Source organism: Amycolatopsis sp. TNS106 (assembly GCF_019330265.1).
Classification (GTDB): Bacteria; Actinomycetota; Actinomycetes; order Mycobacteriales; family Pseudonocardiaceae; genus Amycolatopsis; species Amycolatopsis lurida.
Map to the genome: position 1 here is coordinate 101,118 of NZ_CP024972.1, position 25,503 is coordinate 126,620.

The window sequence follows — 25,503 nt, forward strand, 5'->3', positions numbered from 1 at the left end:
GTCCCGGATCAGGCTCCGGGCCGACGCGGTAGGGCGGCCTGCCGCGCAACGCTCTCCGCATGAGAAAAACGTTGGCGATACTGGCTTTCCTGCCACTCACCATGGCCGTCCCAGCGACCGCCGAGGCGGCCCCGGCGCTGAAGTGGACGTCACCGTGCCCGGACTACGGCGTGACACCCTCGCCGGCCGAGGGACTCGAATGCGCGAGACTCAAGGTGCCGCTGGACTACGCCGACCCCGGCGGGCGGACCATCGAAATCACCATCTCCCGCAAGGCGAGCACCTCGCCCCAGCGCCGAGGTGTGCTGCTGATGAACCCCGGCGGCCCCGGGAGCCCCGGCCTGGCGATGCCCGCGCAACTCGCGCAGCGTCAGGGACAGTCCGGCCTGCTCGACAGGTACGACGTCGTCGGCTTCGACCCGCGCGGGACCACCTACAGCACGCCGGTGACCTGCGATCTCACCGAGGAACAGCGGTTCATCGTCGTCGGCCCGTACGCGGAGGGCCCGCGTGACGTCGCCGAGAAGGCGGCGAAGTCCCGTGTGGTGGCGAAGCAATGCGCCGAGTCGAAGACGGCGGATCTCCTGCCGCAGATGACCACCGCCAACACGGCGCGCGACATGGACCGGATCCGCGCGGCGCTGGGGGAGCGGAAGATCTCGTACTACGGCGTCTCGTACGGGAGCTATCTCGGCGCCGCCTACGCGTCGATGTTCCCCGCTCGCACGGACCGGATCGTGCTGGACAGCCTGCTCGGTCCCGACGGGCTGGACGTCCGGGCGCATCAGCGTTTCGCCGAGGGCTTCGATGACCGCTTCGGCGACTTCACGGCTTGGGCGGCGGCACGGGACGACGTCTACCACCTCGGGCGGACGCCGGCCGAGGTGACGGCGAGGTTCGTCGAACTGGCCGAAAAGCGCCCGGGAATCCGAAGCGACACCTGGGGAGCGCTGTACGACGACGCGAACTTCCCGGGCCTCGCCGAGAAATGGTCCGCTCCGACAGCGAAGGCGCAGGGCGGGCCGCTCGACTCCGACAACCACGCCGCGCTCCAGCTCCAGGTGCTCTGCAACGATTCCGACTGGCCGGAAAACGTTCGCTACTACCAAAAGGCGGTCGAACGCGCCCGCGTGACGCATCCGATGTTCGGCCCCGCCGCCGCGAACATCACCCCGTGCGCGTTCTGGCCGGTCGAACGCCGCGAACCGCCCGTGCGGATCCACGACCGCGGGCCGTCGAACATCCTGCTGGTGCAGAACCTCCGCGACCCGGCGACACCGCTCGTCGGCGCCCGCGAACTGCGGGCGGCGCTGGGGGCACGGGCGAAGTTCGTCACCGTGGACGCCGGCGGGCACGGCGTCTTCACCCGGGAGAACGCCTGCGGGAACGACGTCGTCGTGCGTTATCTGCGGGAAGGCGAACTCCCGGCCACCGACACGCAGTGCCCGGCCTGATCAAGAGGACAGAAGGACGATCAAACCGATCCAGCCGAGGCCGCCGACCAGGATCCCCAGCAGGATCCCGGCGGCGGCTTCGGCGAAGGTGTCTTCGCCGAGCTTGACGCGGGCCCAGCCCAGCCAGGCCACCAGGAGGCCACCGAACAGCATCACCGGCCCGAGGGTGAACACCAGCACGGTGATCGCGGCGGATTCGGGCGACGTGTACGGCGAGATCCCGAAACCGGATCCGCGCTTGATCAGCCACCCCACGGCGAGAGTGACGAGCGCCGAACCGGCCAGCGCCAGAAGCGAGGGCCAGACGAGGCCCTGGCCGTCACCGACCACGATCGCGATCGGTGCCAGGAGCATCCAGGCGATCGGAGCCACGAGATGCGTGCCCAGCCGGGCGAAGCCGTTCACCGAAATCCCCACGAGCAAGGCTAACCCGCCCGCGGCTTGGCCGTAGTTGGGCCGAACGGCCGCTTGTACGCCCGGTAGCAGGACAAATACTTTCGAAATGTCGTGCAAGTCATACGGCGATTCACGGTGGCGAAAGGTGGTACGCCATGAAGAGGACGGCTTCCCGGACGGGGATCCTGGCGGCGCTCGTCGGGCTGGCGGTGACGGCGCTGACAGCCGTCGCGAGTCCCGCTCACGCCGGACCGGTCCAGCATCAGGCAGCGACCGGCGCGGAGGCGGTGGCGGCCTACTGGACGCCCGAGCGGATGCGGTCGGCGGTGCCGATCGAACGGCTGGTCCAGGCGCCCGCCTTCACGCCGAAGGATGTCGCGAAGGGCAAGAGCACGATCATCCAGAGCATCCCGAACGGTGGCGGCGCGTGGACCGGGGCCGGCAAGGTCGTCCAGACCGCGGGCCGGGTGTTCTTCACCATGGGCGGGCGGAACGCTTCGTGCTCCGGTGACGCGGTCACCAGCACCAACGGCAGTGTCGTGATCACCGCCGGGCACTGCGTGAAGTACCAGGGCGCCTGGCACACGAACTGGACCTTCGCGCCCGGCTACGACAACGGCAACACGCCCTACGGCACCTGGGCCGCGAAGAGCACGCTGACCACTCCGCAGTGGGAAGCGAGCGAGGACATGAACTACGACATCGGCGCGGCCGTGGTCAACCCGCTCAACGGGCAGAAGCTGACCGACGTCGTCGGCGCGCAGGGGATCGCGTTCAACCAGGCGCGCAACCAGTCGATGTACACGTTCGGGTACCCGGCGGCGGCCCCGTACGACGGTTCGAAGCTGATCTACTGCAGCGGGAGCACGTTCACCGACTTCCTGCTCACCAAGGACCACGGGATGAACTGCAACATGACCGGCGGTTCGAGCGGCGGCCCGTGGTTCCTCAACTTCAGCGAGGCGACCGGCGCGGGCATCCAGGCTTCGGTGAACAGCTTCGGCTACACCTTCCTGCCGGGCTACATGTTCGGCCCGTACTTCGGCACGGACGCGCAGAACCTCTACAACAAGGCGCAGGCCGCCTGATCAGCCCGCCGCCCGTCCACGTTTTGGGACTTTCGTCCCGGTGGGCGGGCGGCTTTCGGCGCGGCATATCCTGGTCCGGTGAACTGGACAGTGGACGTTCCCGTCGACACGCTCCCCGAACTGCCTCCTCTGCCTCCCGAGCTGCGTGATCGGCTCGACGACGCGCTTTCCCGGCCCGCCGCGCAGCAGCCCGAGTGGCCGGACGCCGAGCTGACGAAGCGCGTCCGCGGTGTGCTGGAGAGTGTGCCCCCGATCACCGTCCCCGCCGAGATCGACCGTCTTTCCGACCGGCTCGCGATGGTCGCCCGCGGCGAGGCGTTCCTGCTTCAGGGCGGCGACTGCGCGGAGACGTTCGAGTCGAACACCGAACCGCATATCCGCGCCAACCTGCGCACCCTGCTGCAGATGGCCGTCGTCCTCACCTACGGCGCGAGCCTGCCGGTGGTGAAGGTCGGCCGGATCGCCGGCCAGTACGCGAAGCCGCGTTCGGCGTCCACCGACGCGCTCGGCCTGCCGGTGTACCGCGGCGACATCATCAACTCGCTCGTCGCCAAGCCCGAACTCCGCGTGCCCGACCCCGGCCGGATGATCCGCGCCTACGCGAACGCGGGCGCCGCGATGAACCTCGTCCGCGCCCTCACCGGCGCCGGCATGGCGGACCTGCACCAGGTGCACGACTGGAACAAGGACTTCGTGAAGTCCTCGCCCGCCAGCGAGCGCTACGAGGCGCTGGCCTCGGAGATCGACCGCGGCCTGCGGTTCATGTCGGCCTGCGGCGTCACCGACACCTCGCTCCAGTCCACCGAGATCTTCGCCAGCCACGAGGCGCTGCTGCTGGACTACGAGCGCTCCATGCTGCGGATGGACCGCGCGGACGCGGCGAACCCGAAGCTGTACAACCTGTCCTCGCACTTCCTGTGGGTGGGCGAGCGGACAAGGCAGCTCGACGGCGCGCACATCGCCTTCGCCGAACTGCTGGCCAACCCGATCGGCCTCAAGATCGGCCCGACGACCACGCCGGAGCAGGCCGTCGAGTACGTCCGCCGCCTCGACCCGCGCAACGAGCCCGGCAGGCTGACGCTGATCGCCCGGATGGGCAACGGCAAGGTCCGCGAGGTGCTGCCCGCGATCGTCGAGAAGGTCGAGGCGTCCGGGCACAAGGTCATCTGGCAGTGCGACCCGATGCACGGCAACACGCACGAGTCCTCGACGGGCTACAAGACCCGGCACTTCGACCGGATCGTGGACGAGGTGCAGGGCTTCTTCGAGGTGCACCGCAAGCTCGGCACGTACCCTGGCGGCATCCACGTCGAGCTGACCGGCGAGGACGTCACCGAATGCCTCGGCGGCGCGCAGGAGATCTCGGATCTGGACCTTTCCGGCCGGTACGAGACCGCGTGCGACCCGCGCCTGAACACACAGCAGTCGCTGGAGCTCGCGTTCCTCGTCGCGGAGATGCTGCGCGGCTGACCGGCTCGACCTAGCGCGTGAAGGCCCCCTTCCCTCGTCTCAGCCGAGGGAAGGGGGCCTTCACGCGCTTCAGTGAACAGTGTCCAGCAGGCGTGAAGCCGACTTGAGCACGCCGTCCCGCAGCGAACCCACGTCCGAAACCGCCGCCCCGTTCGCCTGAAGTCCGATGTGGACCGAGTCGCGATAGGTCGCCACCGCGATGCCGACCGCCTGCCGCGGCGCCAGCGGCACGAACGGGTACACGCCCGCGACCTTCGTCCCGTCGAGGGTGAGCCGGTTGGGCGGCACCGGCACCGTGGTGATCACGAGGTCGAACAGCAGCGGCGCGGCCAGCCCGGCGGCCTTCGAGCCGAGCCGGTGCAGCATCGGCGGCATCCGGTCGGCGAGCAGCGGGAACGCGCCAGGACCCCGCGCGGGGCCCGCCGCCTTGTTCCGGCTCATTTCGTGCTGGACGGCCAGCAGCCGCTCCAGCGGATCGTCGAGGCCGACCGGCAGCTCGCAGAGATAGCCGGACAGCTTGTTCCCGCCGAGTTGCTCGGCGGAGCGCCCGCGCACGCTGACCGGGATGAGCGCCCGAAGCGTCCGGTCGTCGGCGCGCTGGCCGCGGTTGATCATCCACTCGCGCAGCGCGCCGCTGAGGATCGCCAGCACGACGTCGTTGGCGGTCCCGCCGTGGGCCCGGCGGATCCGCCGGATCTCGGCGGTGTCCAGCCGGACGAGGCCGAGCCGTCGTTCGGTCGACGGCGGCGCGCTGATCGGCGACAGCGGCGAACGGGTCGCGCGGACGACCGAAGAGGCGATCCCGGCCTGTGCCAGCGTCGAGCCGACGGCTTCCTTGACAGCGTCCACAGGGGAGCGGGGCGCGGGCGGCACGGAGCCGCTGTGCGGACGCCTCGGCGCGCGCGGGAGTTCGTCGAGCAGGCCCACGGCGACGGCGTACGCGCCCGCCCCGTCGGTGAGGGCGTGGTGCAGTTTCAGCAGCAACGCGAACTCGCCGTCCGGCAGGCCGGTGACGAGATGCAAGTCCCACAAGGGTTTTCCGGTGTCGAGCGGCCGCCCCATCCAGCGCGAGGCGTAGGCGGAAAGCGGGTCCGGTTCGTACAGGGAGCTCAGATGATGATGTGAAATATGTTCACTGGCAACGAAATCCGGGTCTTCGGCCCAGACGGCGGCACCGGGCGGGAACAGCGCGGTACGGGGGCGCTGTCGCAGCTTCGGGAGCCGTGCGGCCCGCTCGGCCAGCAGCGCGGTCAGCTTACGCGCGTGCACCTGCCCGTGCGGGCGGAAGGTGACCACCGCGCCCATGTGCATGGGCGTCGTTTCGCTTTCCAGGCAAAGGAAAGCGACATCGAGTGCGCTCAGCTGGGGGCCTGACATCAGTGACCTTTCTCGGAACCGGGGGCGATGGGCACAACTGCACCAGCCTGACATGACGAGCGGGTGGTCGTCATGTTTCAGGGGCGCTAACTACCGCTGGTTTCACTCGAACGATGGGATCACGTTCGGACATGGACCACGGCTCTGCGGCAGATGGTGGACAAGTGCGTCCCCGGGTAACTCGTTGGCGGATCATCCGAGGAAACCGGCAGACTGCACCACCATGACCGACGAACCGAAGCGCCCCGAACCGCCGCTCACCGGTGACGAGCGCACGCAGCTGAACGGCTTCCTCGACTTCCTCCGCGCCACCGTCGTGTGGAAATGCTCCGGCCTCACCGACGAGCAGGCCCGCCGTCCGCTCGTCCCCAGCGAACTGACCACCGTCGCCGGTCTGCTCGGGCATCTGACCCTCGTCGAGCAGTACTGGTTCAACGTGGTGCTCAACGGGCAGGAGGACGTCTGGAAGGAGGCACTGGAAGCCGATCCGGACGCCGAGTTCCGGGTCGCCATGCAGACCCCGATCGAGCAGCTGATCGCCGCCTACGAGGCCGAGTGCGAGCGGAGCCGCGGGATCGTCGCCGCGATGGGTCTCGACGACGAGGTCCCCTTCCGCGGTGATCGCCGGGTCAACGTCCGGTTCGTGGTCGCGCACATGATCGAGGAGACCGGCAGGCACGCCGGCCACCTCGACCTGTTGCGCGAACTGACGGACGGTCTCACCGGGGAGTGACGCGGCGAGGGGGCAGCGGGAAGAACCCGCTGGTCCGCTCGACATACGTCGCGTATCCCGGCCGGGAACGCCGTAAACCCTTCTCCAGCAGAGGTTTTCCGGTCCCCCTGGCCAGCGTGTACGTCATCGCGATCGGCGACAGGATCGTCGCCGCCCCCACCCAGCTCGTACACGCCAGCAGATACAGGCCCCACCACACGCACGCGTCGCCGAAGTAGTTCGGATGCCGGGTGTAACGCCACAGGCCGGTGTCGAGGACCTTCCCCTTGTTGTCCGGGTCGGCCTTGAAGCGCCGCAGCTGCTCGTCGCCGATCGTCTCGAATCCGAAGCCGGTCAGCCACAGCACGACACCGAGCCACGCGGTCACCCCGAAGGTGTCGCCGTACATCGCGAACTGGACCGGCAGCGAGACGAACCAGAGCACCACCGCCTGGACCAGGTACACGCGGACGAAGAGCTTGAGCGCCGGATTCTCCCCGGCGCTCTCCGCCATCCGCACGTAACGCGGGTCTTCGGGCAGCTTGTGGTTGCGCAGGTGCAGGTGGACGCCGAGGCGCACACCCCAGATCGTGGTCAGCAGCGCGGTGACGACGCGCAGCGCCACCGACCCGTCCCCGAGCGGCGCCGCGACCAGCGCGACGAGCGCGAAGCCCGGGCCCCAGAACGTGTCGACGGTGTCGTACCGCTTGCGCCACCGTGCGATGCCGAAGGTGACGACGAAGGCCAGCAGCGTCGCGCCCGCCGTCACCGCGAGGGTCCCGCCGAGCGGCATCAGACCCACTCCCGGGTGGCGGGCAGCGCGCTCAAGCCCTCGTCGGAGGTGCGGACCGCCAGGATCTGGTCCACGCCCATCCGGTTCTCCTCGAACGCGAGCGCACCGCCGACCAGGTACAGCCGCCAGACCCGCGCGCCGGATTCACCGATCAGCGCGACGACGTCGTCCCAGTTGCTCTCGAGCGTCTTCTCCCAGGCTCGGACCGTACGCACGTAGTGCTCGCGCAGCGCGTGGACGTCGCGGATCTCGAACCCGGCGGTCTCCAGATGCCCGAGCGTGCGGCTCAGCGGCCGCATCGTCATGTCGGGGGCGATGTAGCGCTCGATGAACGCGCCGCCGCCGGGGGCCACCGCGCCGCGGGACATCTGCTGCAGGACCAGCCGTCCGGTGGGCTTGAGCATCCGGTACAGCGTCCGCGTGTACTCGGGGTAGTTCCCCTCGCCGACGTGTTCACCCATCTCGATGGACGCGACCGCGTCGAACGGCTCGTCGGCCAGCTCGCGATAGTCCTGCCGCCGGACCTCCACCCGATCCTCCAGATCGTGCTGGACGAGGCGGCCGCGGACGTGCTGCAGCTGTTCCGCCGACAGGGTGATCCCGACGGCCTGGACCCCGTGGTGTTTCGCCGCGTGGACCAGAAGCGAGCCCCAGCCGCAGCCGACGTCGAGGAGCCGCATCCCCGGGCGCAGGCCGAGCTTGCGGCAGATCAGTTCGAGCTTGTCCCACTGGGCCTGTTCGAGGTCGTATCCCTCCTCCTCCGACGTCCAGTACGCCGAGGAGTAGGCCATCGATTCGTCCATCAACAGCTGGTAGAAGGCGTTGCCGAGGTCGTAGTGGTGCGCGATGGCCGACTTGTCGCGAAGCAGCGTGTGCAGCTTCCCGGACAGCCGGGCCTCCTCGGCGGGCGGTGCGGGCGGCGGCCCGACGACGCCGAGTCCCACCGCGAGCCGGAGCGCCTCGGCCCACTCGCGCGGGCCCAGCTTCGCACCGCGCACGGCACCCGAACGGGTCAGCGCCCAGATCCGGCGGAATCCGTCGGCGAGGTCGCCATCGACATCGAGATCACCTGAGACGTAGGCCCTGGCCAGGCCCAATTCGCCGGGCGCGTAGAGGAGTCGGCGCAGGGCCCGCCGGTTGCGGAGTACCACGGTCGGGGCATCCGGCGGACCGGCGCGTACGCCGTCCCAGGTACGCAGGCCGACCGGAAGAGAGCCGCCGAGGAGCCGCTCGACGAACGGGACTAGGCGGGAGACGGGACTGTTCGGCATAGTCGTGATTCGCTCCTGGACCGGGAAGGGATGGGTCGGATGCCGAGCCGGTTCACGAGATCCAATCCTCGCTCCGGCCTGCTCCGAATGCTTCACGTGCACACCAAGAGTCAACGCATCGGAGTCATCGGCAGCGGCGTGGCCGGCCTCACGGCCGCGTACCTCCTGCAGCGCCGTCACGAGGTCCTGCTGTTCGAAGCCGACGACAGGCTGGGCGGGCACGCGCACACCCACGACGTCCCGAGCGCGCACGGTGGCACCGTCGGCGTCGACTCCGGGTTCATCGTGCACAACGAGCGCACCTATCCGAATCTGCTGCGCCTGTTCGCCGAACTGGGCGTCGCCACGCGGGACACCGAGATGTCGATGAGCATCCGCTGCGACGGCTGCGGTCTCGAGTACGCCGGCGCCAAAGGACTGAAGGGCCTGTTCGCCCAGCCGCGCAACGTCGCACGCGGCAGCTACCTGCGGATGCTCGCCGAAGTCAAACGCTTCCACCGGCACGCGAAGCGCGTCCTCGAGGCGCCCGAGGCCGGAGACGTCACCCTCGGCGCTTTCCTCGCCATCGGCGGGTACACGAAGTACTTCGTCGACCACTTCATGCTCCCGGTCGTCTCGACCGTCTGGTCCGCCGACCGCACCGACACCCTGAAGTACCCCGCGCGGTACCTGTTCGAGTTCCTGCGCAACCACGGGATGCTGTCGGTCGGCGGATCTCCGAAGTGGCGCACCGTCGTGGGCGGCTCGCGCGAATACGTCGAGCTGGCCGCCAAGCAGCTGACCGCCGTGCATCTGTCGACGCCGGTCCGCTCGGTCAAGCGCACCGCACGGGGGATCGAGGTCCGCGACGACGCCGACACGCGGCACCGGCTCGACAAGGTCGTCCTGGCCACGCACGCGGACCAGGCGCTGAAGCTGCTCGCTTCGCCGACCGAGGCCGAGCGCGAGGTCCTCGGCGAGTTCCGGTACTCCAGCAACGAGGCGTGGCTGCACACCGACACCGGGGTGCTCCCGGCGGCGGACTCGGCGCGGGCGGGCTGGAACTACGCCACCCCGTTCTGCGGTGCGGGCCACGGCGCGGTCCAGGTGTCCTACGACATGAACCGCCTGATGCGGCTGGACGAACCGACCGGCTACGTGGTCACGCTCAATCCCGGCACGGCGCCCGAAGCCGGTTCGGTGCTGGCCAAGATGACCTACGAGCACCCCGTCTACACCCCGGAATCCGTGGCCGCCCAGCGGCGCCTGCCCGAGCTGAACGACGACACGGTCGCCTTCGCGGGCGCGTATCACGGCTGGGGATTCCACGAGGACGGCTGCGCGTCCGGTGTCCGCGCGGCGGAGAGCTTCGGGGTGCGCTGGTGACCGTCATGGCCGTGCTCTACGACTCCACGGTGGCGCATGTCCGGCGCGCCGATCCGCCGATCTCGTTCGCCCACCGGATCTACCTGTGGTTCGTCGACCTCGATGTGCCGCCGAAGCTGCCATGGTGGCTGCGTCCCTTCGCCCGCTTCGACTCGCGAGACCACTTCGCGCCCGAGGACACCTCCAGCATCAGGTCCAAATTGGACCGCTGGCTCGCGGCGCGCGGCGTCGACCTCCGCGGCGGCCGGGTGCTGATGCTGGCCGGCGCGCGGATGCTCGGCCACAACTTCAACCCGATCACCCTGTACTGGTGCCACCGGCCGGACGGGGAACTCGAATGCGTCGTCGCCGAGGTCCACAACACCTACGGCGGCAGGCACGCGTACCTCCTGCGGCCCGACGCGGACGGGAACGCCTTCGCGGACAAGGAGTTCTACGTCTCGCCGTTCCAGCCGATGGACGGCGAGTACCGGATGGAGGTGCCAAGACCGGAGTCGCTGCTCTCGGTCAAGATAGCCCTCCGTCGTGACGGGCGGACGCCGCTGACCGCGTCGCTGCGCGGCGTGCGCCGGCCCGCCACCGCCAAGTGGCTGACGCACATGCTGGTCACCCGTCCGCTCATGCCGCACCGGGTCTCCGCGCTGATCCGGCGGCATGGGGTCAGACTGTGGGTGAAGAAGGCGCCGATCACCCGGCGGACGCCGCAGACGGCCGGAGGCACGCTAGATGGATGAAACGGCACGCCCGCGCCGGATGGCGCCCGTACCCGGAGAAGGCGAACCGGCCGGTCCGACGGCCGAAGAGCTGCTCGTCCGGGTCGCGAAGGGCGACGAGCGCGCCTTCGACGGGTTGTACGACCAACTCGCCGGCCCGGTACTCGGCCTCGTGCGCCGGATCCTCCGTGACGCCGCGCAGTCCGAAGAGGTCACCCAGGAGGTCATGGTGGAGCTGTGGCGCACGGCCGCGCGCTACACCCCGGAGCGGGGGAGCGCGCTGAACTGGGCCATGACGCTCGCGCACCGCCGTGCCGTCGACCGCGTCCGCTCGGCGCGCGCCAGTTCGGATCGTGAGGTCAAGGCGACCTTCGAGGCCGCCCGCGCCCGGCCCTTCGACGAGGTGGCCGAGGCCGTCGCGGCCCGCTGGGAACGGTCGCAGGTACGCCGCTGTCTCACGAGCTTGACCGAGTTGCAACGGGAATCCGTGCTGCTCGCCTATTACCAGGGATATACCTATCGCGAGGTCTCAGAGGTGCTGGAGACCCCGCACGGAACCATCAAGACCCGGCTCCGGGACGGCCTGATCAGGCTCCGGGACTGTTTGGGGGTGACGGCATGACCATGCCCGAGATGCACACGCTCACCGGCGCCTACGCCGTCGACGCGCTGTCCGAAGTGGAGCGTGCCCAGTTCCAGCGGCACCTCGCCGAATGCGCGTCGTGCGCGCAAGAGGTCCTCGAACTGCAGATGACCGCGACCCGGCTCGGTGCCGCGCTGGCCGAAGACCCGCCGCCCGAGCTCAAACGCCGCGTGCTCGCCGAGGCGATGGCGACCAGGCAGCAGCCGCCGAAGACGCGGTTCGGCGCCGGGGAGCGCGTCAAGGACCGGCGTCGCGCCCCGCGGTGGGCGATCGCCGCGGTCGCGGCGGCGGTCGTCGGGCTGGCGGGCACCGCCGTGCTCGGCGGGATCGCCTACGACAACCACTCGCAGCTGACCGCCGCGCGGGAGCGGGCGGCGGAGTACGCGGACCGGTACGCCCCGGTCGCCGACGTCCTTTCGGCCGCCGACCTCCGGACCGGGCACGCCGAAACCTCGGCGGGCGGTGGCGGGACCGTGATGATGTCGCGCTCGAAGGACCGGCTGGTGTTCATGGCGGCGCAACTGCCGAAGAACGACCCTGGCCGGATCTACCAGGCCTGGCTGATGTACCCGGGCACCGCACCCAAACCCGCCGGGCTCATTTCCGGTGGTCAGGACGGTGCGCTGCTGGTCGCCGACGGTCTCGGCGGGGCCGAGAAGTTCGCGCTCAGCGTCGAACAGGCGGGCGGATCAGCGACGGGATCGCCGTCGAAGGACGTCGTCATGGTCATGTCCATGCCCACCTGATCTTGCTCTTTACCAGGCCGCCGTTCGCCGCCGCGGGCGGGTCTCGCTCTTGCGCCCGCGAACATGTTGTGGCAAAACACCTTTGCGACACACGGCGTGGCTACTGGATTCGAGCCAGCCTGGTGCATACCGTCCTGCTTCAACGTCGGCAGTTGACATAACTCTCAATCTGAACTTCAGCTCGAGGGTTCGGCCCAGGCTCAGCGACCGGCGGGCAGCACGAGCACACACGATCAGGAAGGCGGCTCCGATGACGCCCCCGCACAACTACCTTGCGGTGATCAAGGTCGTCGGTATCGGCGGCGGCGGAGTGAACGCCGTGAACCGCATGATCGAGGTCGGCCTCAAGGGTGTCGAGTTCATCGCGGTGAACACCGACGCGCAGGCACTGCTCATGTCCGACGCCGACGTCAAACTCGACATCGGCCGGGAACTGACCCGCGGCCTCGGTGCCGGCGCCGCCCCCGAGGTGGGGCAGAAGGCCGCCGAGGACCACCGCGAAGAGATCGAAGAGGTCATCAAGGGCGCCGACATGGTGTTCGTGACCGCGGGCGAGGGCGGTGGCACCGGCACCGGTGGCGCGCCGGTCGTCGCCCAGATCGCTCGCAAGCTCGGCGCGCTGACCATCGGCGTCGTCACCCGCCCCTTCACCTTCGAGGGCAAGCGCCGCAGCAAGCAGGCCGAAGAGGGCATCCAGCAGCTGCGCAACGAATGCGACACCCTCATCGTCATCCCGAACGACCGGCTGCTGCAGCTGGGCGACATCGGTGTCTCGCTGATGGACGCCTTCCGCTCGGCGGACGAGGTCCTGCTTTCGGGTGTCCAGGGCATCACCGACCTGATCACCACGCCGGGTCTGATCAACCTGGACTTCGCCGACGTCAAGAGCGTCATGTCCGGCGCGGGCTCCGCGCTCATGGGCATCGGCTCGGCGCGCGGCGAGGGCCGGGCGATCCAGGCCGCGGAGAAGGCGATCAACTCGCCGCTGCTGGAAGCGTCGATGGACGGGGCGCACGGCGCGCTGCTGTCGATCGCGGGCGGGTCGGACCTCGGCCTGTTCGAGATCAACGAGGCCGCGTCGCTGGTGCAGGAATCCGCGCACCCCGACGCTAACATCATCTTCGGGACGATCATCGACGACTCGCTCGGCGACGAGGTCCGGGTCACCGTGATCGCGGCCGGTTTCGACGCCGGCACCCCGACCCACAAGAAGCTCGACCCGCCGGCGTTCGGCTCCCGCTCGAACTCGACCGCGTCCGCACAGGCCGGTCAGGTCAACGGCGGCGGGGCGACCCCGGTGCAGAGCCCGCCTTCGGGGGCCACGCCGGTGCCGTCGACCGGTTCGAACGGCTACCCGGTCGCGCCGCCGCGCACGCACACGCCGATGCCGTCCGCCCGTAACGAGGGCAACGGTTCGATGACCGGCGGGCTCCCGCAGCCCGGCGGCGGTTCGCGCGGCTACTCGCCGATCGGGTCGAACTCGAACCACGGCAGCCTGCCCGGTCGCGCCACCCCGGTGCACGACGACCCGTCGGACGACGAGGTCGACGTTCCCCCGTTCATGCGGCGGTAGTTCTCGCCAGTACGTTCCGTGAAGGCCTCCTTGACTACTGTCGAGGGGGCCTTCACTCAGGTCTAGGAGGAAACGCGTGCGGGTACGGCGGGTTGTCACGACAAGGGCGGGCGGGGCTTCGCGGCCGCCTTACGACACCTTCAACCTCGGTGATCACGTCGGTGACGACGCGGGCGACGTCTACGCCAACCGCAAGCGTCTCGCCGCCGAACTCGGCCTCGCCGAGGACAGGCTGGCGTGGATGGAGCAGGTCCACGGCCGGACCGCCACCGTCGTCGACGGTTCGGAGACCTCCGCCGCCGAAGCGACCGACGCGCTCGTGACCGCCGAGCCCGGCCTCGCGCTCGTGGTGCTCGTCGCCGACTGCGTACCGCTTCTGCTGGCCGACGCCGAAGCCGGTGTCGTCGCCGCCGTCCACGCGGGCCGCGTCGGCGCCAGGGTCGGCGTCGTCCCCGCCGCGATCGATGCGATGCGTTCGGTCGGCGCCGAGCCGGCCCGCACCGAAGCGCTGCTCGGCCCCGCGATCTGCGGCGACTGCTACGAAGTCCCCGCCGAAATGGCCGCCGACGTCGAGAAACACGTGCCGGGCAGCGCCTGCAAAACCCGCAAGGGCACGCCGGGGCTCGATCTGCGCGCCGGGCTCTGGCGGCAGCTGGCCGACCTCGGCGTGGGCAAGATCGGCGTCGATCCGCGCTGTACCAACGAAGACAAGACGCTCTTCAGCTTCCGCCGAGACGGCACCACCGGCCGGATCGCGGGTATCACGTGGTTGGACGCGTCGTGAGCGACAGCCGGCGGGACGAACTCGCCGCCTCCCTCGCCGAAGTGGAAGAGCGGATCGCCGCCGCGTGCGAGGCCGCCGGCCGCGCCCGCGACGAGGTCAAGTTGCTCGCGGTCACCAAGACCTTCCCGGCCCTCGACGCCGCGCTGCTCGCCGACCTCGGCGCGCTCGACCTCGCCGAGAACCGCGATCAGGAGGCCGGCGCGAAAGCCGAAGAGGTCGCCGGTCTCCGTCCGGACGCCCGGATCCGCTGGCATATGGTCGGCAGCCTGCAGCGGAACAAGGCCAAATCGGTCGTGCGCTGGGCGGACGAGGTCCAGTCCGTCGACTCCGAGCGCCTCGCCGACGCACTCGCGAAGGCGACCAAGTCGGCGCTGGATTCCGGGCAACGCGATCACCCGCTGGACGTCCTCATTCAAGTAAGTCTCGATGACGATCCGAAGCGCGGGGGCATTCGGTTGAGTGAAGTGAGCCATTTGGCGGAGCGGATAGCCCATGTGGGTGATATTCGCCTCCGAGGGCTTATGGCGGTGGCGCCGCTGGGTATTGATCCCGCGGAGGCGTTCGGGAAACTCGCTCGTGCGTCGGAGCGTCTACGGGAAGAACACCCAAATGCCCGTGAGATCTCCGCCGGAATGAGCAATGATCTCGAGCAGGCGATCACGCACGGCTCGACCTGTGTGCGTGTCGGAACCGCGTTGCTCGGTGGGCGCGGTTTAGCCTCGCCCTAGGGAATACCGTCTCGTCGTTACGGGGAGTGGCGGCGAGGGCGGGGGAGTACGGTGCGGGACGCGGCTAAGGCTAGGGAGAGGCATGAGCGCGCTGCAGAAGCTGAAGGCCTACTTCGGGATGGTGCCCGCGGACGAAGACGGCTATGACGTCGAGGATGACTACCGGCGAGGTTACGTCGAAGACGAATACGACTACGACGACGAGCCGCCTGCCCGGTCACGGGGTGGACGTTACCGGGACGTCGATGACACGTATGACGAGCCCGCGCCGCGGCCTCGGTCACGCTCCGTGGCCAGCGCTGAGCCTGCGGTCCACGGAGCGCTGGCGATCGACCGTCAGCCGGAGCCGGTCGCGCGGCTGCGGCCGGTCACCGAGCCCGCTCGGCCGCCGGTGCGTGACCCGTTGAGCCGGATCACGACGCTGCACCCGACGAGCTACGCGGAAGCGCGCGCGATCGGGGAGCACTACCGGGAAGGCATCCCGGTGATCATGAACCTCACGGAGATGGAGAACGCGGACGCGAAGCGTCTCGTCGACTTCGCCGCGGGGCTCGCTTTCGCCTTGCGCGGATCGATGGACAAGGTCACCAACAAGGTGTTCCTTCTCTCACCGCCCGATGTGGATGTCACCGCGGAAGACCGCCGACGGATTGCCGAAGGCGGATTGTTCCTGCGCGGCTGATCACCCGGTGACCGCTGAGCGCACCCGGATGTGATTTTGTCGACTCATCGCCATCCGCGGCCCGTCAACTGCGTCTTTTGACGTGAGGCATGGCAGAGTGGTTACGTGAATGCTGTGTTGCTGGTCGTCTGGTACGTGCTGTTCGCTTTCTGGCTCCTGCTGACGGCACGGATCGTCGTCGAGCTCGTGCGTGCTTTCGCTCGCGAGTGGCGTCCTGCCGGAGGGGTTGCGGTAACGCTCGAGACCATCTACACAGTGACCGACCCACCGGTTCGTCTGTTCAGACGAATCATCCCGACCGTACGAATCGGCGGCGTCGGACTGGACTTATCGATTATGGTGCTGCTGTTGGTTGTGTTCTTCGCGATGCAGCTGGCAACGCCAGGGTGATTTTCGGGGAAGCCCCGGTGGACCTGCAGGCCATGGAGTGCGTGAGGTGATCTGATGTCGTTGACCCCCGCTGACGTGCATAACGTCGCGTTCAGCAAGCCGCCCATTGGCAAAAGGGGCTACAACGAGGACGAGGTGGACGCGTTCCTCGACCTGGTGGAGACCGAGCTTGCCCGGTTGATCGAGGACAACAACGAGCTGCGGCAGCAGGTCGAACAGCTCGACAACGAGCTCGAGACCACCCGTGGTGAGCTCGAGAACGCCAAGGCCGGCGCCGTCGGCCCGCCGCCACAGGTACGCGACGAGCCGTCGCGCCGCCTGGCGCCGGTGCCGCCGCCGCAGTCGGCGATGGAGCAGACCCAGGCCCACTCGATGGTGCCGGACAACGGGGAGCCCAACGTCCAGGCCGCGAAGGTGCTCGGGCTGGCGCAGGAAATGGCCGACCGGCTCACCGCCGAGGCCAAGACCGAGTCGGACGGCATGCTGGCGGAGGCCCGGACCAAGTCCGAGCAGCTGTTGTCGGACGCGCGGTCCAAGTCGGACTCGATGGTGAACGAGGCGCGCACGCGCGCCGAGACGATGCTGAACGACGCGCGAACCCGTGCCGAGACCTTGGAGCGCCAGGCGCGCGACAAGGCGACGACCATGGAGCGCGAGGCTCAGCGCAAGTACACCGAGACCATGAACAACATGAACGCGGAGAAGGGCTCGCTGGGCAAGAAGATCGAAGAGCTGCGCACGATCGAGCGGGAGTACCGCACGAGGCTGCGCGGGTTCCTCGAGTCCCAGCTGCGTGAGCTCGACGACCGTGGCTCGGCCGCTCCCGCGTCGGCGTCTGCGTCGAACTCGGGGCAGTCCTCGTCCTCCGGTGGTGGACAGGGCTACTCGTTCGGCCCCCGGGCCGAAGCGGGCTGATCCAGGCCCCGCCTGATTTCTACCCAGTGGAACGGCCTCGGCACTCTCCGGAGGGTCGGGGCCGTTTCGCTGTGCCCTCGTGTTGTAATTCACCGTGCTCTACATCGTCCTGGTACTGGTACTGGCGGCTCTGGGGCTGCTCGTCGCGGCGCTCATCACCGCGAACTCCCTGTGGGCTTGGATCTCCATCGGTGTCTCCGTCGTCGCGGGGTTGCTGCTCCTCTTCGACCTGCTGCGCCGCCGGAAGAAGCGCGCTCCCGTCGAGGAAGAGGCGGAGGACCCGGCCGAAGACGCCTCCGAGACCGCCGAGACCGTCGAGCCCGCCGAGGGTGAGGAAAAGAAACCCGAGGACGTCGAGCAGACCGTCTTGATGCCGGCGGCCGGTGAGCTGGGCGACGAGGAAGAGGTTCCGGAGCCTCAGCGCACCGGCGACCCCGGCGAGGAGGAGAGCGACCCCGAGGACGTGGCGGTCGTCTCCGAACTCGAGACCGAGGTCGTGGTCGTCGACGAGTACCCGCGCTATCACGTGACTTCGTGCGAATGGCTCGAAACCCGGGACACGATCCCGCTCGGCATCGGCGAGGCACGGCAGCTCGGCTTCACGCCGTGTGCGCTGTGCACGCCTGACGCCGAGATCGCCGGACAGCACCGCCAGAAGGCTTAGAGCTTCTGCGCCGCTTCGCCGACCGCCACGACGTCGGCGGCGATCGTGTCGAGCACCAGGCGCTGTTCCTCGTCCGCGTCGTGAGGCACCGGGATCTCCGCTGCCTCGACGGTCCCGAGCGTGCGCGCCGCCTCGTCGACGGCGTCCGCCGCTCCGGCCGAACCGGGCCGCAGCAAGAGCGACGACGCTGTGACGGACAGGCCGCGCAACGCTTCGGCCGCGGTCTCCAGCGCGTCCCGCTGGCCGGGCGCGGGTTCCTTGGTACCCGGCTCCGCGGTTCGCAGGCCGTGGTGCGCGACCGCGGCGGCACGGAACTCACGGCCGAGCGTCCGTGGGTCGACGTCCTCGCCGCGTAGTTTCCGCGCCACCGAGCCGAGCAGTGCGCGGGTGGCGCCGACGGCGGTCTCGAACCGTTCCGCCGGGCCGGGTTTCGGCACGCCGGGGATCGCGGCGAAACCGAACAGCAGGGCGATGGCGCCGGCAAGGACCATCAGGAGCAGGTACTCGACGAGTACGTAACGCGGGTCCAGATGCCGGGTGGTCGCGTTCATGCCGACCGACATCAGGACCATGCAGCCGTTGAAGACCGCCGGGCGCGTCTGCATGACCGAGAACCCGCCGAGTAGCGCGACGAGTCCGATCGGCAGCAGAAACCCTTGCGGCAGAAGCCAGAGAACGAGAGTGAGCACGACGGCGCCGCCGAGTGAGCCGCCGATGCGCTGCCAGGCCTTGCCGAGACTGTCCCGCCATTCCGGTTGCATGATGGCGAAAGTGCCGAGCAGGAACGACACGGTGAGCGGATCGCCTGGCCGGAAACTCGCGACCACCAACGCCAGCCCGACCCCGAGCCCGCAGCGGAGCGCGTGCCGGAACTGCGCCGATCGCCAGGAGAACGCGCCGCTCAACTCGATCCTGCGCAGTTCCTCGCGAAGTCCTTTCGGAACGTCCACACGCGACTCGTCACGTTCGGCCGCCGCGGCCCGGATGGTCTCGAGAGCCTCCCAGAGCGTGGTGACGAGTTTCGCCGTGTCGCCCGGAAGCCCGGTGGGTTCCTTGCGCCGCACCGGTTCGACTTCGCCCGGTGCCCTCGGGCTCCGCACGGCGTCGGCGAGCCTGGCGGCTTCTTTCCTGGCGGCGTCGAGTGTTTCACCGATTTCTTCGCTGTCCAGTCGTTTCCGCCGGATCTCCAGCAACCCGGTCGCCGCCCGATACCGGAACATGCCGCCGAGGACCCGGCCGGTCCAGCGACGAGGCCGATCCGCGAGCCAAAGCCTCGCCGCGCGCTCCTGTGTTTCGGACGAACCCGACGCGAGCGCGTTGGCCAGCGCGTCGCGGGTCGGCTTGGCGGGATCCTTCGCGCCCATCAGTATCCGCAACAGGATCACGACGCCGACCGCGAGCGCGGGCGCTCCCAGGATCTGTCCCGCCGACGCCGTCCCGGTCAGCTGGAAGCCGTACCCGAACAGCGACGCCATCCCGAGTCCCAGCCCGACTGTGACGAATCGTGCTCCGAGCACGGGTAACAGCCCGGCGACGACCACGATCACCATCAGCAGCCCGATCGCCGCCCACTGCGACACCGCGCCCAGCAACCGCGGCACCCCGACCGCGAGGATCAGCGCGGGCGCGAACCACGCCAGCAGTCGCAGATCCGCCCAAAGCGGTCCGCCCACCGCCGCCATGAGACAGAAGAGCGCGGTGAGGGCCGCCAGGACGGCCGCGTTGCCCAGTCCCAGGAGGAATCCGAGGCCGCTGACGCCGCCGAGGACGACCAGTAGGACGATGAGGAGTCCGGGCCCTTTCATCGGGCCTCGCAGATCGGCATACCGTCAACCTAGAGGCGGTGGCGGGGACGGCAACTCGGACCCTGGTGGGATCGCTTGCCCTCGGTCGCGGTTCGGGTTTGCCTCGGGTGTTGCCGAGGACTGCTGATCCGGTGCCGCGGGTGTTCGCAATCAGTCGACTAATTGCGGCTGCCGCTCTGAATTGCCTTTAAACGTCCTGTCGTCGGTCTCTATAGTCTGAATATGCTATAGTACAGGTGTTCGACTCGGCGTAGCGTTGATCTTGTGTCCAGCGACGATGCATCTCCGAAGACGTCCACCGAGTGGTGGCGCGTCGATACGGCGACGCTGCATGCCCGTAAACAGGAATTGGAAGTCATCAAGCGGCGGGCGGATGCGGAGCAGAACGCGATCCTTGCGGAGATCAATTCCCGTGGTGTTCGGGGCTGTAGTGGTCATTCGACGTTGGCGGGGCTGATTTACGAGGATTTCCTGGTGTCGGACAAGGAAGCCAGTGCTCGCGCCGATCGGGTTTTGGCGCTGCACGCCGGTCCGTCGATCGGTGGTGATCCCGAACCGCCGCTGGCGCCGTTGACCGCCGAGGCTGCGGCGGAGGGCGCGATCGGCGGGTCGCAGATCGACGCCATCATCAAGACTCTCGTCCGGATCCCGTCCACGGTCCCCGAGGAGGAGGTGCGGGCCGGGGAGAAGATCTTGGTCGAGCTGGCCCGTCGTGCGGGGCCTCGGCAGATCGCTCGTGCCGGACGCCGCCTGCTGGACAAACTCGACCCCGACGGCAAAGAACCCCGCAACGAGGATCCGAAGGACACCCGGCCCGAACTACGGTTCGTTGCCCACCGCGACGGCACCCTCGGCCTCAAAGCCAGACTCGACCTGGAAACCTACGCCCGTCTGAAGTCCGACCTGGATCCCCTGGCCAAACCCCACAAAGCCATCGACGGGGTGCGGGACTCCCGTAGCCAGGGCGAACGCTACGGGGATGCTTTCACCGACTATGTGCGGTTGAAGACCACCAGCCGGAACCTCCCCGGCCAGGCTGGGGAAGCGACCCACATTTTGGTCACCATGTCCTACGAGGACTTGATGAATGATCTCGGCGAAGCCCACCTGGACCTCGTCGGCCCGATCAGCGCCACTGACGCGAGGATCCTCGCCTGCGACGCCCGCGTCCGCCCCGGTGTTCTCGGCACTGCGGGTGAACCACTGGACATCGGCCGGTCGAAACGGACTGTGTCCTTGGCCCAGAAATACGCACTCACTCTCCGCGACGGTGGCTGCGCGTTCCCCGGCTGTGACATGCCGGTGCCGCGCTGCACCGCCCACCACATTGTTTTCTGGCGACATCACGGCGAAACGAAAATCGACAACCTCGTGCTGCTCTGCACGAAACACCACCGGTTGATCCACCACAGCGAATGGAAAGTCCGGATCGCCCAGGACGGACTGCCCGAGTTCACTCCGCCTGCCTACCTCGACCCCACCGGGGCACCGAGACGGAACACCATGCACCTGAGGACATAGACCGACCCATGAAGCTGCTGTCGGACCGCGCCGAAAAGTCACCGGCACACCGCAACACCGTCCACCCCAGGGCATAGGCCGAAAACTGTATAACGACCTACACGCCCGGGCTTTCAGAAGCGGCGGATCTGTCGCGCCGCGCTCCACGGAACACGTTCGATGGCAACAAGATCAGTGAAGGCGAGGACGGATTCGTCGAGCCGCTGGAAGGTCGGCCCGCGGTCGTGTGTTTCCTCTAGTTCGCCCGCGACCAGGGCCAGCGGTCGCGTTTCGATCCGGAAAGGCACTTCGGCCAGGAGACGCTGGTCGAGACCGCCCCATGTTCGCAGTATGGCCGGAAAATGTCGGTCCCTCGCGGCACACTGCCGCCGTGACGATCACTCGGACTCAATCCTGGGTCGAATCCCTCGGTGGCCCACTCATAGTCGTGCCCGTTTCCGCCTTGGCGCACTGGAAAGGAAGCCTGGAAGGAGGCGAGGACGACTACGGACGCGCCTGCGCGGTGAACGCGCTCGCGGGCACGCTCCCCATCGGCGGGAGGACGGGCCTGGTCCTCGGCGACAAACCCGCCGCCACTTGCTACCTCCCGGAGCACCGCGCGTTCCTCCGGTGGCTTGCCGCCTACTCCGAGGACGAGTTGTTCGCCGAGGCCGAGCGGCTCCTCGCCGATCCCGCGACGCCGTGGGAGGACTGCGGTCACTGGGAGACCGACGGTCCCGCGATCCTCATGGACTCGGTGACGGCAGGCACGGAGCTGGGCATCGCATATCCCTCCGGCGGGAAGCCGCAGGAGGAGTACGTCGACATCGAAAGGGGGAGTTTCGCGGTCCGGGCCGTCCACGCCCGGGGCGTCGGCCTGGTCCGGATGACCGGGTGAGAACCGGGTTGCCCCCGCGCGCTACCCTTGAATGAACTGGCACCGATCCGGCCATCACCGGGGAGCCTCCGGAAGAACAGGGCCCGCGTCTCAGCAGAACAGGCCCTCAGTAGAACCGGACGGGTACGGCCCGTCACAGCCGTCGAATGAGCGGCCCAGCCGGAACACCACCGGCCGGGCAAGCGGGGTGGTACCGCGGAACGCGCCGGAAACGGCCGTCTCGTCCCCGTGTGGGCGCGAGCCCGTACACGAGACGAGCAGTGTCGGATCTGAGGAGCACCGAAGATGTATCCCAAGGCACAGATGGACGGCGAGACCGGCGTCCCGTCCCAGCCTTCGTTCCCCGAGTCGGAAAAGCGCGTCCTCGCGTACTGGGAATCCGATCGGACCTTCCAGGCTTCGATCGACGCCCGCGACCCCGGCGTCAACGGTTCGAACGAGTACGTCTTCTACGACGGACCGCCGTTCGCCAACGGCCTCCCGCACTACGGTCACCTGCTCACCGGGTACGTGAAGGACCTGGTGCCCCGTTACCAGACCATGAAGGGCAAGCGCGTCGAGCGCCGTTTCGGCTGGGACACCCACGGCCTGCCCGCCGAACTCGAGGCCATGCGCCAGCTCGGGATCACCGAGAAGTCCGAGATCGACGCGATGGGCATCGACGTCTTCAACGAGGCGTGCCGCGAGTCCGTGCTGCGCTACACCGGCGAATGGCAGGACTACGTCACCCGCCAGGCCCGCTGGGTCGACTTCGACAACGACTATAAGACGCTCGACCTGTCCTACATGGAGTCGGTCATCTGGGCGTTCAAGCAGCTGTGGGACAAGGGCCTGGTCTACGAGGGCTACCGCGTGCTGCCCTACTGCTGGCGCGACGAGACCCCGCTGTCCAACCACGAGCTGCGGATGGACGACGACGTCTACGCCAGCCGTCAGGACCCGGCCGTCACGGTCGGTTTCCGCTTGGAGGGCAACGACAACGAGCTCGACGGTACCTATCTGCTGATCTGGACCACGACGCCGTGGACGCTGCCGTCCAACCTCGCGACCGCGGTGCACCCGGACGTGCGGTACGTCGTGGTGGAAAGCGACGGCAAGCGGTTCCTGCTCGCCGAAGCGCGCGTCGCCGCGTACGCCCGCGAGCTCGGTGAGGAGCCGACGGTCGTCGGGCACTACACCGGCACCGAGCTGCTCGGAACCCGTTACGCCCCACCGTTCCCGTACTTCACCGGACACGAGAACGCGCACCGCGTGCTGTCCGCGGACTACGTCACCACCGAGGACGGTACCGGCGTCGTCCACATCGCGCCCGCCTACGGTGAAGAGGACAAGGTCGTCACCGACGCGGTGGGCATCGTCCCGGTCACCCCGGTGGACGCGCAGGGCAAGTTCGACGCGACCGTCTCGGACTACGCGGGCCAGCAGGTGTTCGACGCCAACCCGAACATCATCAAGGATCTCAAGAACGGCACCGGTTCCGCCGGCCGTCAGGGCGCGGTCCTGCTGCGCCACGAGACCTACGAGCACCCGTACCCGCACTGCTGGCGCTGCCGCAACCCGCTGATCTACCGCGCCGTCTCGTCGTGGTTCGTCGCGGTGACCGAGTTCAAGGACCGGATGGTCGAGCTGAACCAGCAGATCACCTGGTACCCGGAGAACGTCAAGGACGGCCAGTTCGGCAAGTGGCTGGAGAACGCCCGCGACTGGTCGGTCTCCCGCAACCGGTACTTCGGCACGCCGATCCCGGTGTGGCAGTCGGACGACCCGGCGTACCCGCGCACGGACGTCTACGGCTCGCTCGACGAAATCGAGCGTGACTTCGGCGTGCGGCTGGAGAACCTGCACCGGCCGTTCATCGACGAGCTGACCCGGCCCAACCCGGACGACCCGACCGGGAAGTCCACCATGCGCCGGATCGAGGACGTGCTGGACGTCTGGTTCGACTCGGGTTCGATGCCCTACGCGCAGGTGCACTACCCGTTCGAGAACACCGAGTGGTTCGAGCACCACTATCCGGGCGACTTCATCGTCGAGTACATCGGTCAGACCCGCGGCTGGTTCTACGTTCTGCACGTGCTGGCGACCGCGCTGTTCGACCGGTCGGCGTTCCGCACCTGCATCTCGCACGGGATCGTGCTCGGCTCGGACGGCCAGAAGATGTCCAAGTCGCTGCGCAACTACCCGGACGTCAACGAGGTCTTCGACCGCGACGGCTCCGACGCGATGCGCTGGTACCTGATGGCGAGCCCGATCCTGCGCGGCGGGAACCTGGTCGTCACCGACAAGGGCATCCGCGACGCCGTCCGCCAGGCCGTGCTGCCGCTGTGGAACTCGTACTACTTCCTCGCGCTCTACGCGAACGCCGAGGGCGTGGAAGGCCAATGGCGCACGGATTCGAAGCACATCCTCGACCGGTACGTGCTGGCGAAGACGCACGAACTGGTGACGGACGTCGAGCACGCGCTCGACACCTACGACGTCGCCGGTGCGTGCTCGACGGTCCGTGACTTCCTCGAGGTGCTGACGAACTGGTACGTGCGCCGGTCGCGTGACCGGTTCTGGGCGGGCGAGCAGGACGCGATCGACACCCTGCACACCGTGCTGGAGGTGACGTCCCGGGTGGTGGCGCCGCTGCTGCCGCTGACCACCGAGGTCGTCTGGCGCGGGCTGACCGGCGGCCGTTCGGTGCATCTGACCGACTGGCCGAACGCGCTCGACCTGCCCGCGGACGCGGCGCTGGTGACGGCGATGGACCGGGTGCGCCAGGTGGCGTCTTCGGCGCTCTCGCTGCGCAAGTCGAACAAGCTGCGGGTGCGGCTGCCGCTGGCCAAGCTGGTCGTCGCCGCGCACGAGGCGGACTCGCTGCGCGACTTCACCGACATCCTGCGCGACGAGGTCAACGTCAAGTCCGTCGAGCTGACCACGGACGTCGCCGCACACGGCGGTTTCGAGGTCGCGGTGAACGCCCGCGCCGCCGGACCGCGGCTGGGCAAGGACGTCCAGACGGTGATCAAGGCCGTCAAGGCCGGTGAGTGGACGACGTCGGAGAGCGGCGCGGTCGTGGCCGCCGGGATCGAGCTCGTCGAAGGCGAGTACGACCGGCGTCTGGTCGCCAAGGGCGGCGGCGCGGCCGCGGAACTGCCGGGCGGCGCCGGATTGGTGCTGCTCGACACCGAAGTGACCGACGAGCTGGCGGCCGAGGGCTTGGCCCGTGACCTGGTCCGGGTCGTGCAGCAGGCCCGCCGTGACGCCGGGCTCGACGTCGCCGACCGGATCGCGCTGACGGTCGACGCGCCGGAAGAGGTGGTCACGGCCGCGAAGACGCACGAGGAGTTCATCGCTTCGGAGACGCTGGCGACTTCGGTGGCCTACGGCGATGTCGCCGACGGCTCGGCCGGGACGGTCGGTGAGGGCACCAAGGTGACCGTGGCGGTCGCCAAGGCCTGACCCTCACAAGTGACATGAAAGGCCCCTTCATAGCAAATTTTGCTCTGAAGGGGCCTTTCATTGCAGTCGCGAGGTGTCGATCACCGGGA

At 68.6% G+C, this 25,503-nt stretch carries 24 protein-coding genes; 18 read left to right on the plus strand and 6 right to left on the minus strand.

What is annotated here, in order from left to right; genetic code table 11:
- Positions 1-59 precede the first annotated feature (59 nt).
- On the plus strand, positions 60-1,454 hold the full coding sequence (locus CVV72_RS00520; RefSeq protein WP_219150366.1) for an alpha/beta hydrolase: 1,395 nt from the start codon (positions 60-62) through the stop codon (positions 1,452-1,454).
- Here CVV72_RS00520 and CVV72_RS00525 read toward each other — a convergent pair whose 3' ends face one another.
- On the minus strand, positions 1,455-1,871 hold the full coding sequence (locus tag CVV72_RS00525) for a hypothetical protein (RefSeq protein WP_255632427.1): 417 nt from the start codon (positions 1,869-1,871) through the stop codon (positions 1,455-1,457).
- Between the two features lie 134 nt (positions 1,872-2,005).
- Between CVV72_RS00525 and CVV72_RS00530 the strand changes: the two genes are divergently transcribed.
- A complete protein-coding gene (locus CVV72_RS00530) occupies positions 2,006-2,938 on the plus strand; it encodes a serine protease (protein WP_219150368.1) in 933 nt (310 codons plus the stop codon).
- A gap of 78 nt (positions 2,939-3,016) precedes the next feature.
- Positions 3,017-4,408: a class II 3-deoxy-7-phosphoheptulonate synthase gene (locus CVV72_RS00535; RefSeq protein ID WP_034319228.1), complete on the plus strand. Its 1,392-nt coding sequence runs from the start codon at positions 3,017-3,019 to the stop codon at positions 4,406-4,408.
- A 69-nt stretch (positions 4,409-4,477) separates the two neighbouring features.
- On the opposite strand, the gene CVV72_RS00540 is transcribed toward CVV72_RS00535, so the two are convergent.
- On the minus strand, positions 4,478-5,785 hold the full coding sequence (locus tag CVV72_RS00540) for a wax ester/triacylglycerol synthase family O-acyltransferase (RefSeq protein ID WP_219150370.1): 1,308 nt from the start codon (positions 5,783-5,785) through the stop codon (positions 4,478-4,480).
- A 223-nt stretch (positions 5,786-6,008) separates the two neighbouring features.
- On the opposite strand from CVV72_RS00540, the gene CVV72_RS00545 reads away from it, so the two are divergent.
- Complete coding sequence (locus tag CVV72_RS00545) at positions 6,009-6,518, plus strand: DinB family protein (protein WP_219150372.1); 510 nt, start codon at positions 6,009-6,011, stop codon at positions 6,516-6,518.
- Here CVV72_RS00545 and CVV72_RS00550 read toward each other — a convergent pair.
- A complete protein-coding gene (locus tag CVV72_RS00550) occupies positions 6,505-7,290 on the minus strand; it encodes a DUF1295 domain-containing protein (RefSeq protein ID WP_219150374.1) in 786 nt (261 codons plus the stop codon). The genes CVV72_RS00545 and CVV72_RS00550 overlap by 14 nt on opposite strands.
- Entirely contained in the window at positions 7,290-8,561 is a 1,272-nt protein-coding gene (locus CVV72_RS00555; RefSeq protein ID WP_219150376.1) for a cyclopropane-fatty-acyl-phospholipid synthase family protein, read from the minus strand. Before CVV72_RS00555 ends, CVV72_RS00550 begins: the two co-directional genes overlap by 1 nt.
- An 87-nt stretch (positions 8,562-8,648) precedes the next feature.
- Here CVV72_RS00555 and CVV72_RS00560 point away from each other — a divergent pair, with 87 nt between their 5' ends.
- The 11 genes from CVV72_RS00560 (at position 8,649) to CVV72_RS00610 (ending at position 17,764) form a co-directional block, all read left to right on the plus strand.
- The gene (locus tag CVV72_RS00560) at positions 8,649-9,926 is read left to right on the plus strand and encodes an NAD(P)/FAD-dependent oxidoreductase (protein WP_219150378.1); all 1,278 of its coding nucleotides are present in this window, start codon (positions 8,649-8,651) and stop codon (positions 9,924-9,926) included.
- A 5-nt stretch (positions 9,927-9,931) separates the two neighbouring features.
- Positions 9,932-10,660: a DUF1365 domain-containing protein gene (locus CVV72_RS00565; protein WP_219153740.1), complete on the plus strand. Its 729-nt coding sequence runs from the start codon at positions 9,932-9,934 to the stop codon at positions 10,658-10,660.
- A complete protein-coding gene (sigK, locus tag CVV72_RS00570) occupies positions 10,653-11,261 on the plus strand; it encodes an ECF RNA polymerase sigma factor SigK (RefSeq protein ID WP_219150380.1) in 609 nt (202 codons plus the stop codon). The genes CVV72_RS00565 and sigK overlap by 8 nt, the downstream gene beginning before the upstream one ends.
- Positions 11,258-12,028: an anti-sigma factor domain-containing protein gene (locus CVV72_RS00575; protein WP_219150382.1), complete on the plus strand. Its 771-nt coding sequence runs from the start codon at positions 11,258-11,260 to the stop codon at positions 12,026-12,028. The genes sigK and CVV72_RS00575 overlap by 4 nt, the downstream gene beginning before the upstream one ends.
- Positions 12,029-12,278: 250 nt before the next feature.
- Positions 12,279-13,601 (plus strand): cell division protein FtsZ, encoded by a 1,323-nt coding sequence (gene ftsZ / locus CVV72_RS00580; protein ID WP_126733686.1) that lies wholly within the window; start codon positions 12,279-12,281, stop codon positions 13,599-13,601.
- A gap of 76 nt (positions 13,602-13,677) precedes the next feature.
- Positions 13,678-14,385 (plus strand): peptidoglycan editing factor PgeF, encoded by a 708-nt coding sequence (gene pgeF / locus CVV72_RS00585; RefSeq protein ID WP_219150384.1) that lies wholly within the window; start codon positions 13,678-13,680, stop codon positions 14,383-14,385.
- On the plus strand, positions 14,382-15,113 hold the full coding sequence (locus CVV72_RS00590) for a YggS family pyridoxal phosphate-dependent enzyme (protein WP_219150386.1): 732 nt from the start codon (positions 14,382-14,384) through the stop codon (positions 15,111-15,113). Before pgeF ends, CVV72_RS00590 begins: the two co-directional genes overlap by 4 nt.
- Before the next feature lie 82 nt (positions 15,114-15,195).
- Entirely contained in the window at positions 15,196-15,795 is a 600-nt protein-coding gene (locus CVV72_RS00595; protein WP_219150388.1) for a cell division protein SepF, read from the plus strand.
- A gap of 114 nt (positions 15,796-15,909) precedes the next feature.
- Positions 15,910-16,185, plus strand: coding sequence for a YggT family protein (locus CVV72_RS00600; protein WP_005155180.1), 276 nt, complete (start codon positions 15,910-15,912; stop codon positions 16,183-16,185).
- Between the two features lie 54 nt (positions 16,186-16,239).
- Positions 16,240-17,100, plus strand: a complete 861-nt coding sequence (locus CVV72_RS00605; RefSeq protein WP_219150390.1) for a DivIVA domain-containing protein — start codon at positions 16,240-16,242, stop codon at positions 17,098-17,100.
- A gap of 94 nt (positions 17,101-17,194) precedes the next feature.
- Positions 17,195-17,764: a hypothetical protein gene (locus CVV72_RS00610; protein ID WP_219150392.1), complete on the plus strand. Its 570-nt coding sequence runs from the start codon at positions 17,195-17,197 to the stop codon at positions 17,762-17,764.
- Here CVV72_RS00610 and CVV72_RS00615 read toward each other — a convergent pair.
- The gene (locus CVV72_RS00615; protein ID WP_219150394.1) at positions 17,761-19,569 is read right to left on the minus strand and encodes an FUSC family protein; all 1,809 of its coding nucleotides are present in this window, start codon (positions 19,567-19,569) and stop codon (positions 17,761-17,763) included. The genes CVV72_RS00610 and CVV72_RS00615 overlap by 4 nt on opposite strands.
- Before the next feature lie 264 nt (positions 19,570-19,833).
- On the opposite strand from CVV72_RS00615, the gene CVV72_RS00620 reads away from it, so the two are divergent.
- A complete protein-coding gene (locus CVV72_RS00620; RefSeq protein WP_219150396.1) occupies positions 19,834-21,090 on the plus strand; it encodes an HNH endonuclease signature motif containing protein in 1,257 nt (418 codons plus the stop codon).
- A 113-nt stretch (positions 21,091-21,203) separates the two neighbouring features.
- Here CVV72_RS00620 and CVV72_RS00625 read toward each other — a convergent pair whose 3' ends face one another.
- Positions 21,204-21,377 carry a hypothetical protein gene (locus CVV72_RS00625; RefSeq protein ID WP_219150398.1) on the minus strand — a complete coding sequence of 58 codons (174 nt, stop codon included), beginning with the start codon at positions 21,375-21,377 and terminating at the stop codon, positions 21,204-21,206.
- 140 nt (positions 21,378-21,517) lie between these two features.
- Here CVV72_RS00625 and CVV72_RS00630 point away from each other — a divergent pair, with 140 nt between their 5' ends.
- Both CVV72_RS00630 and ileS read left to right on the plus strand, forming a co-directional pair.
- Positions 21,518-21,967, plus strand: a complete 450-nt coding sequence (locus tag CVV72_RS00630) for an Imm21 family immunity protein (RefSeq protein WP_255632428.1) — start codon at positions 21,518-21,520, stop codon at positions 21,965-21,967.
- A 285-nt stretch (positions 21,968-22,252) separates the two neighbouring features.
- Complete coding sequence (gene ileS / locus CVV72_RS00635; protein ID WP_219150402.1) at positions 22,253-25,414, plus strand: isoleucine--tRNA ligase; 3,162 nt, start codon at positions 22,253-22,255, stop codon at positions 25,412-25,414.
- Positions 25,415-25,503: the final 89 nt, after the last annotated feature.

Excerpts from the sequence above, each read along its gene's own strand:
- CVV72_RS00520 (WP_219150366.1), top strand. The coding sequence starts at position 60 with ATGAGAAAAACGTTGGCGATACTGGCTTTCCTGCCACTCACCATGGCC.
- CVV72_RS00530 (WP_219150368.1), top strand. The coding sequence starts at position 2,006 with ATGAAGAGGACGGCTTCCCGGACGGGGATCCTGGCGGCGCTCGTCGGG.
- CVV72_RS00540 (WP_219150370.1), bottom strand. The coding sequence starts at position 5,785 with ATGTCAGGCCCCCAGCTGAGCGCACTCGATGTCGCTTTCCTTTGCCTG.
- CVV72_RS00545 (WP_219150372.1), top strand. The coding sequence starts at position 6,009 with ATGACCGACGAACCGAAGCGCCCCGAACCGCCGCTCACCGGTGACGAG.
- CVV72_RS00550 (WP_219150374.1), bottom strand. The coding sequence starts at position 7,290 with ATGCCGCTCGGCGGGACCCTCGCGGTGACGGCGGGCGCGACGCTGCTG.
- CVV72_RS00555 (WP_219150376.1), bottom strand. The coding sequence starts at position 8,561 with ATGCCGAACAGTCCCGTCTCCCGCCTAGTCCCGTTCGTCGAGCGGCTC.
- CVV72_RS00560 (WP_219150378.1), top strand. The coding sequence starts at position 8,649 with ATGCTTCACGTGCACACCAAGAGTCAACGCATCGGAGTCATCGGCAGC.
- CVV72_RS00565 (WP_219153740.1), top strand. The coding sequence starts at position 9,932 with ATGGCCGTGCTCTACGACTCCACGGTGGCGCATGTCCGGCGCGCCGAT.
- sigK (WP_219150380.1), top strand. The coding sequence starts at position 10,653 with ATGGATGAAACGGCACGCCCGCGCCGGATGGCGCCCGTACCCGGAGAA.
- CVV72_RS00575 (WP_219150382.1), top strand. The coding sequence starts at position 11,258 with ATGACCATGCCCGAGATGCACACGCTCACCGGCGCCTACGCCGTCGAC.
- ftsZ (WP_126733686.1), top strand. The coding sequence starts at position 12,279 with ATGACGCCCCCGCACAACTACCTTGCGGTGATCAAGGTCGTCGGTATC.
- CVV72_RS00595 (WP_219150388.1), top strand. The coding sequence starts at position 15,196 with ATGAGCGCGCTGCAGAAGCTGAAGGCCTACTTCGGGATGGTGCCCGCG.
- CVV72_RS00605 (WP_219150390.1), top strand. The coding sequence starts at position 16,240 with ATGTCGTTGACCCCCGCTGACGTGCATAACGTCGCGTTCAGCAAGCCG.
- CVV72_RS00615 (WP_219150394.1), bottom strand. The coding sequence starts at position 19,569 with ATGAAAGGGCCCGGACTCCTCATCGTCCTACTGGTCGTCCTCGGCGGC.
- ileS (WP_219150402.1), top strand. The coding sequence starts at position 22,253 with ATGTATCCCAAGGCACAGATGGACGGCGAGACCGGCGTCCCGTCCCAG.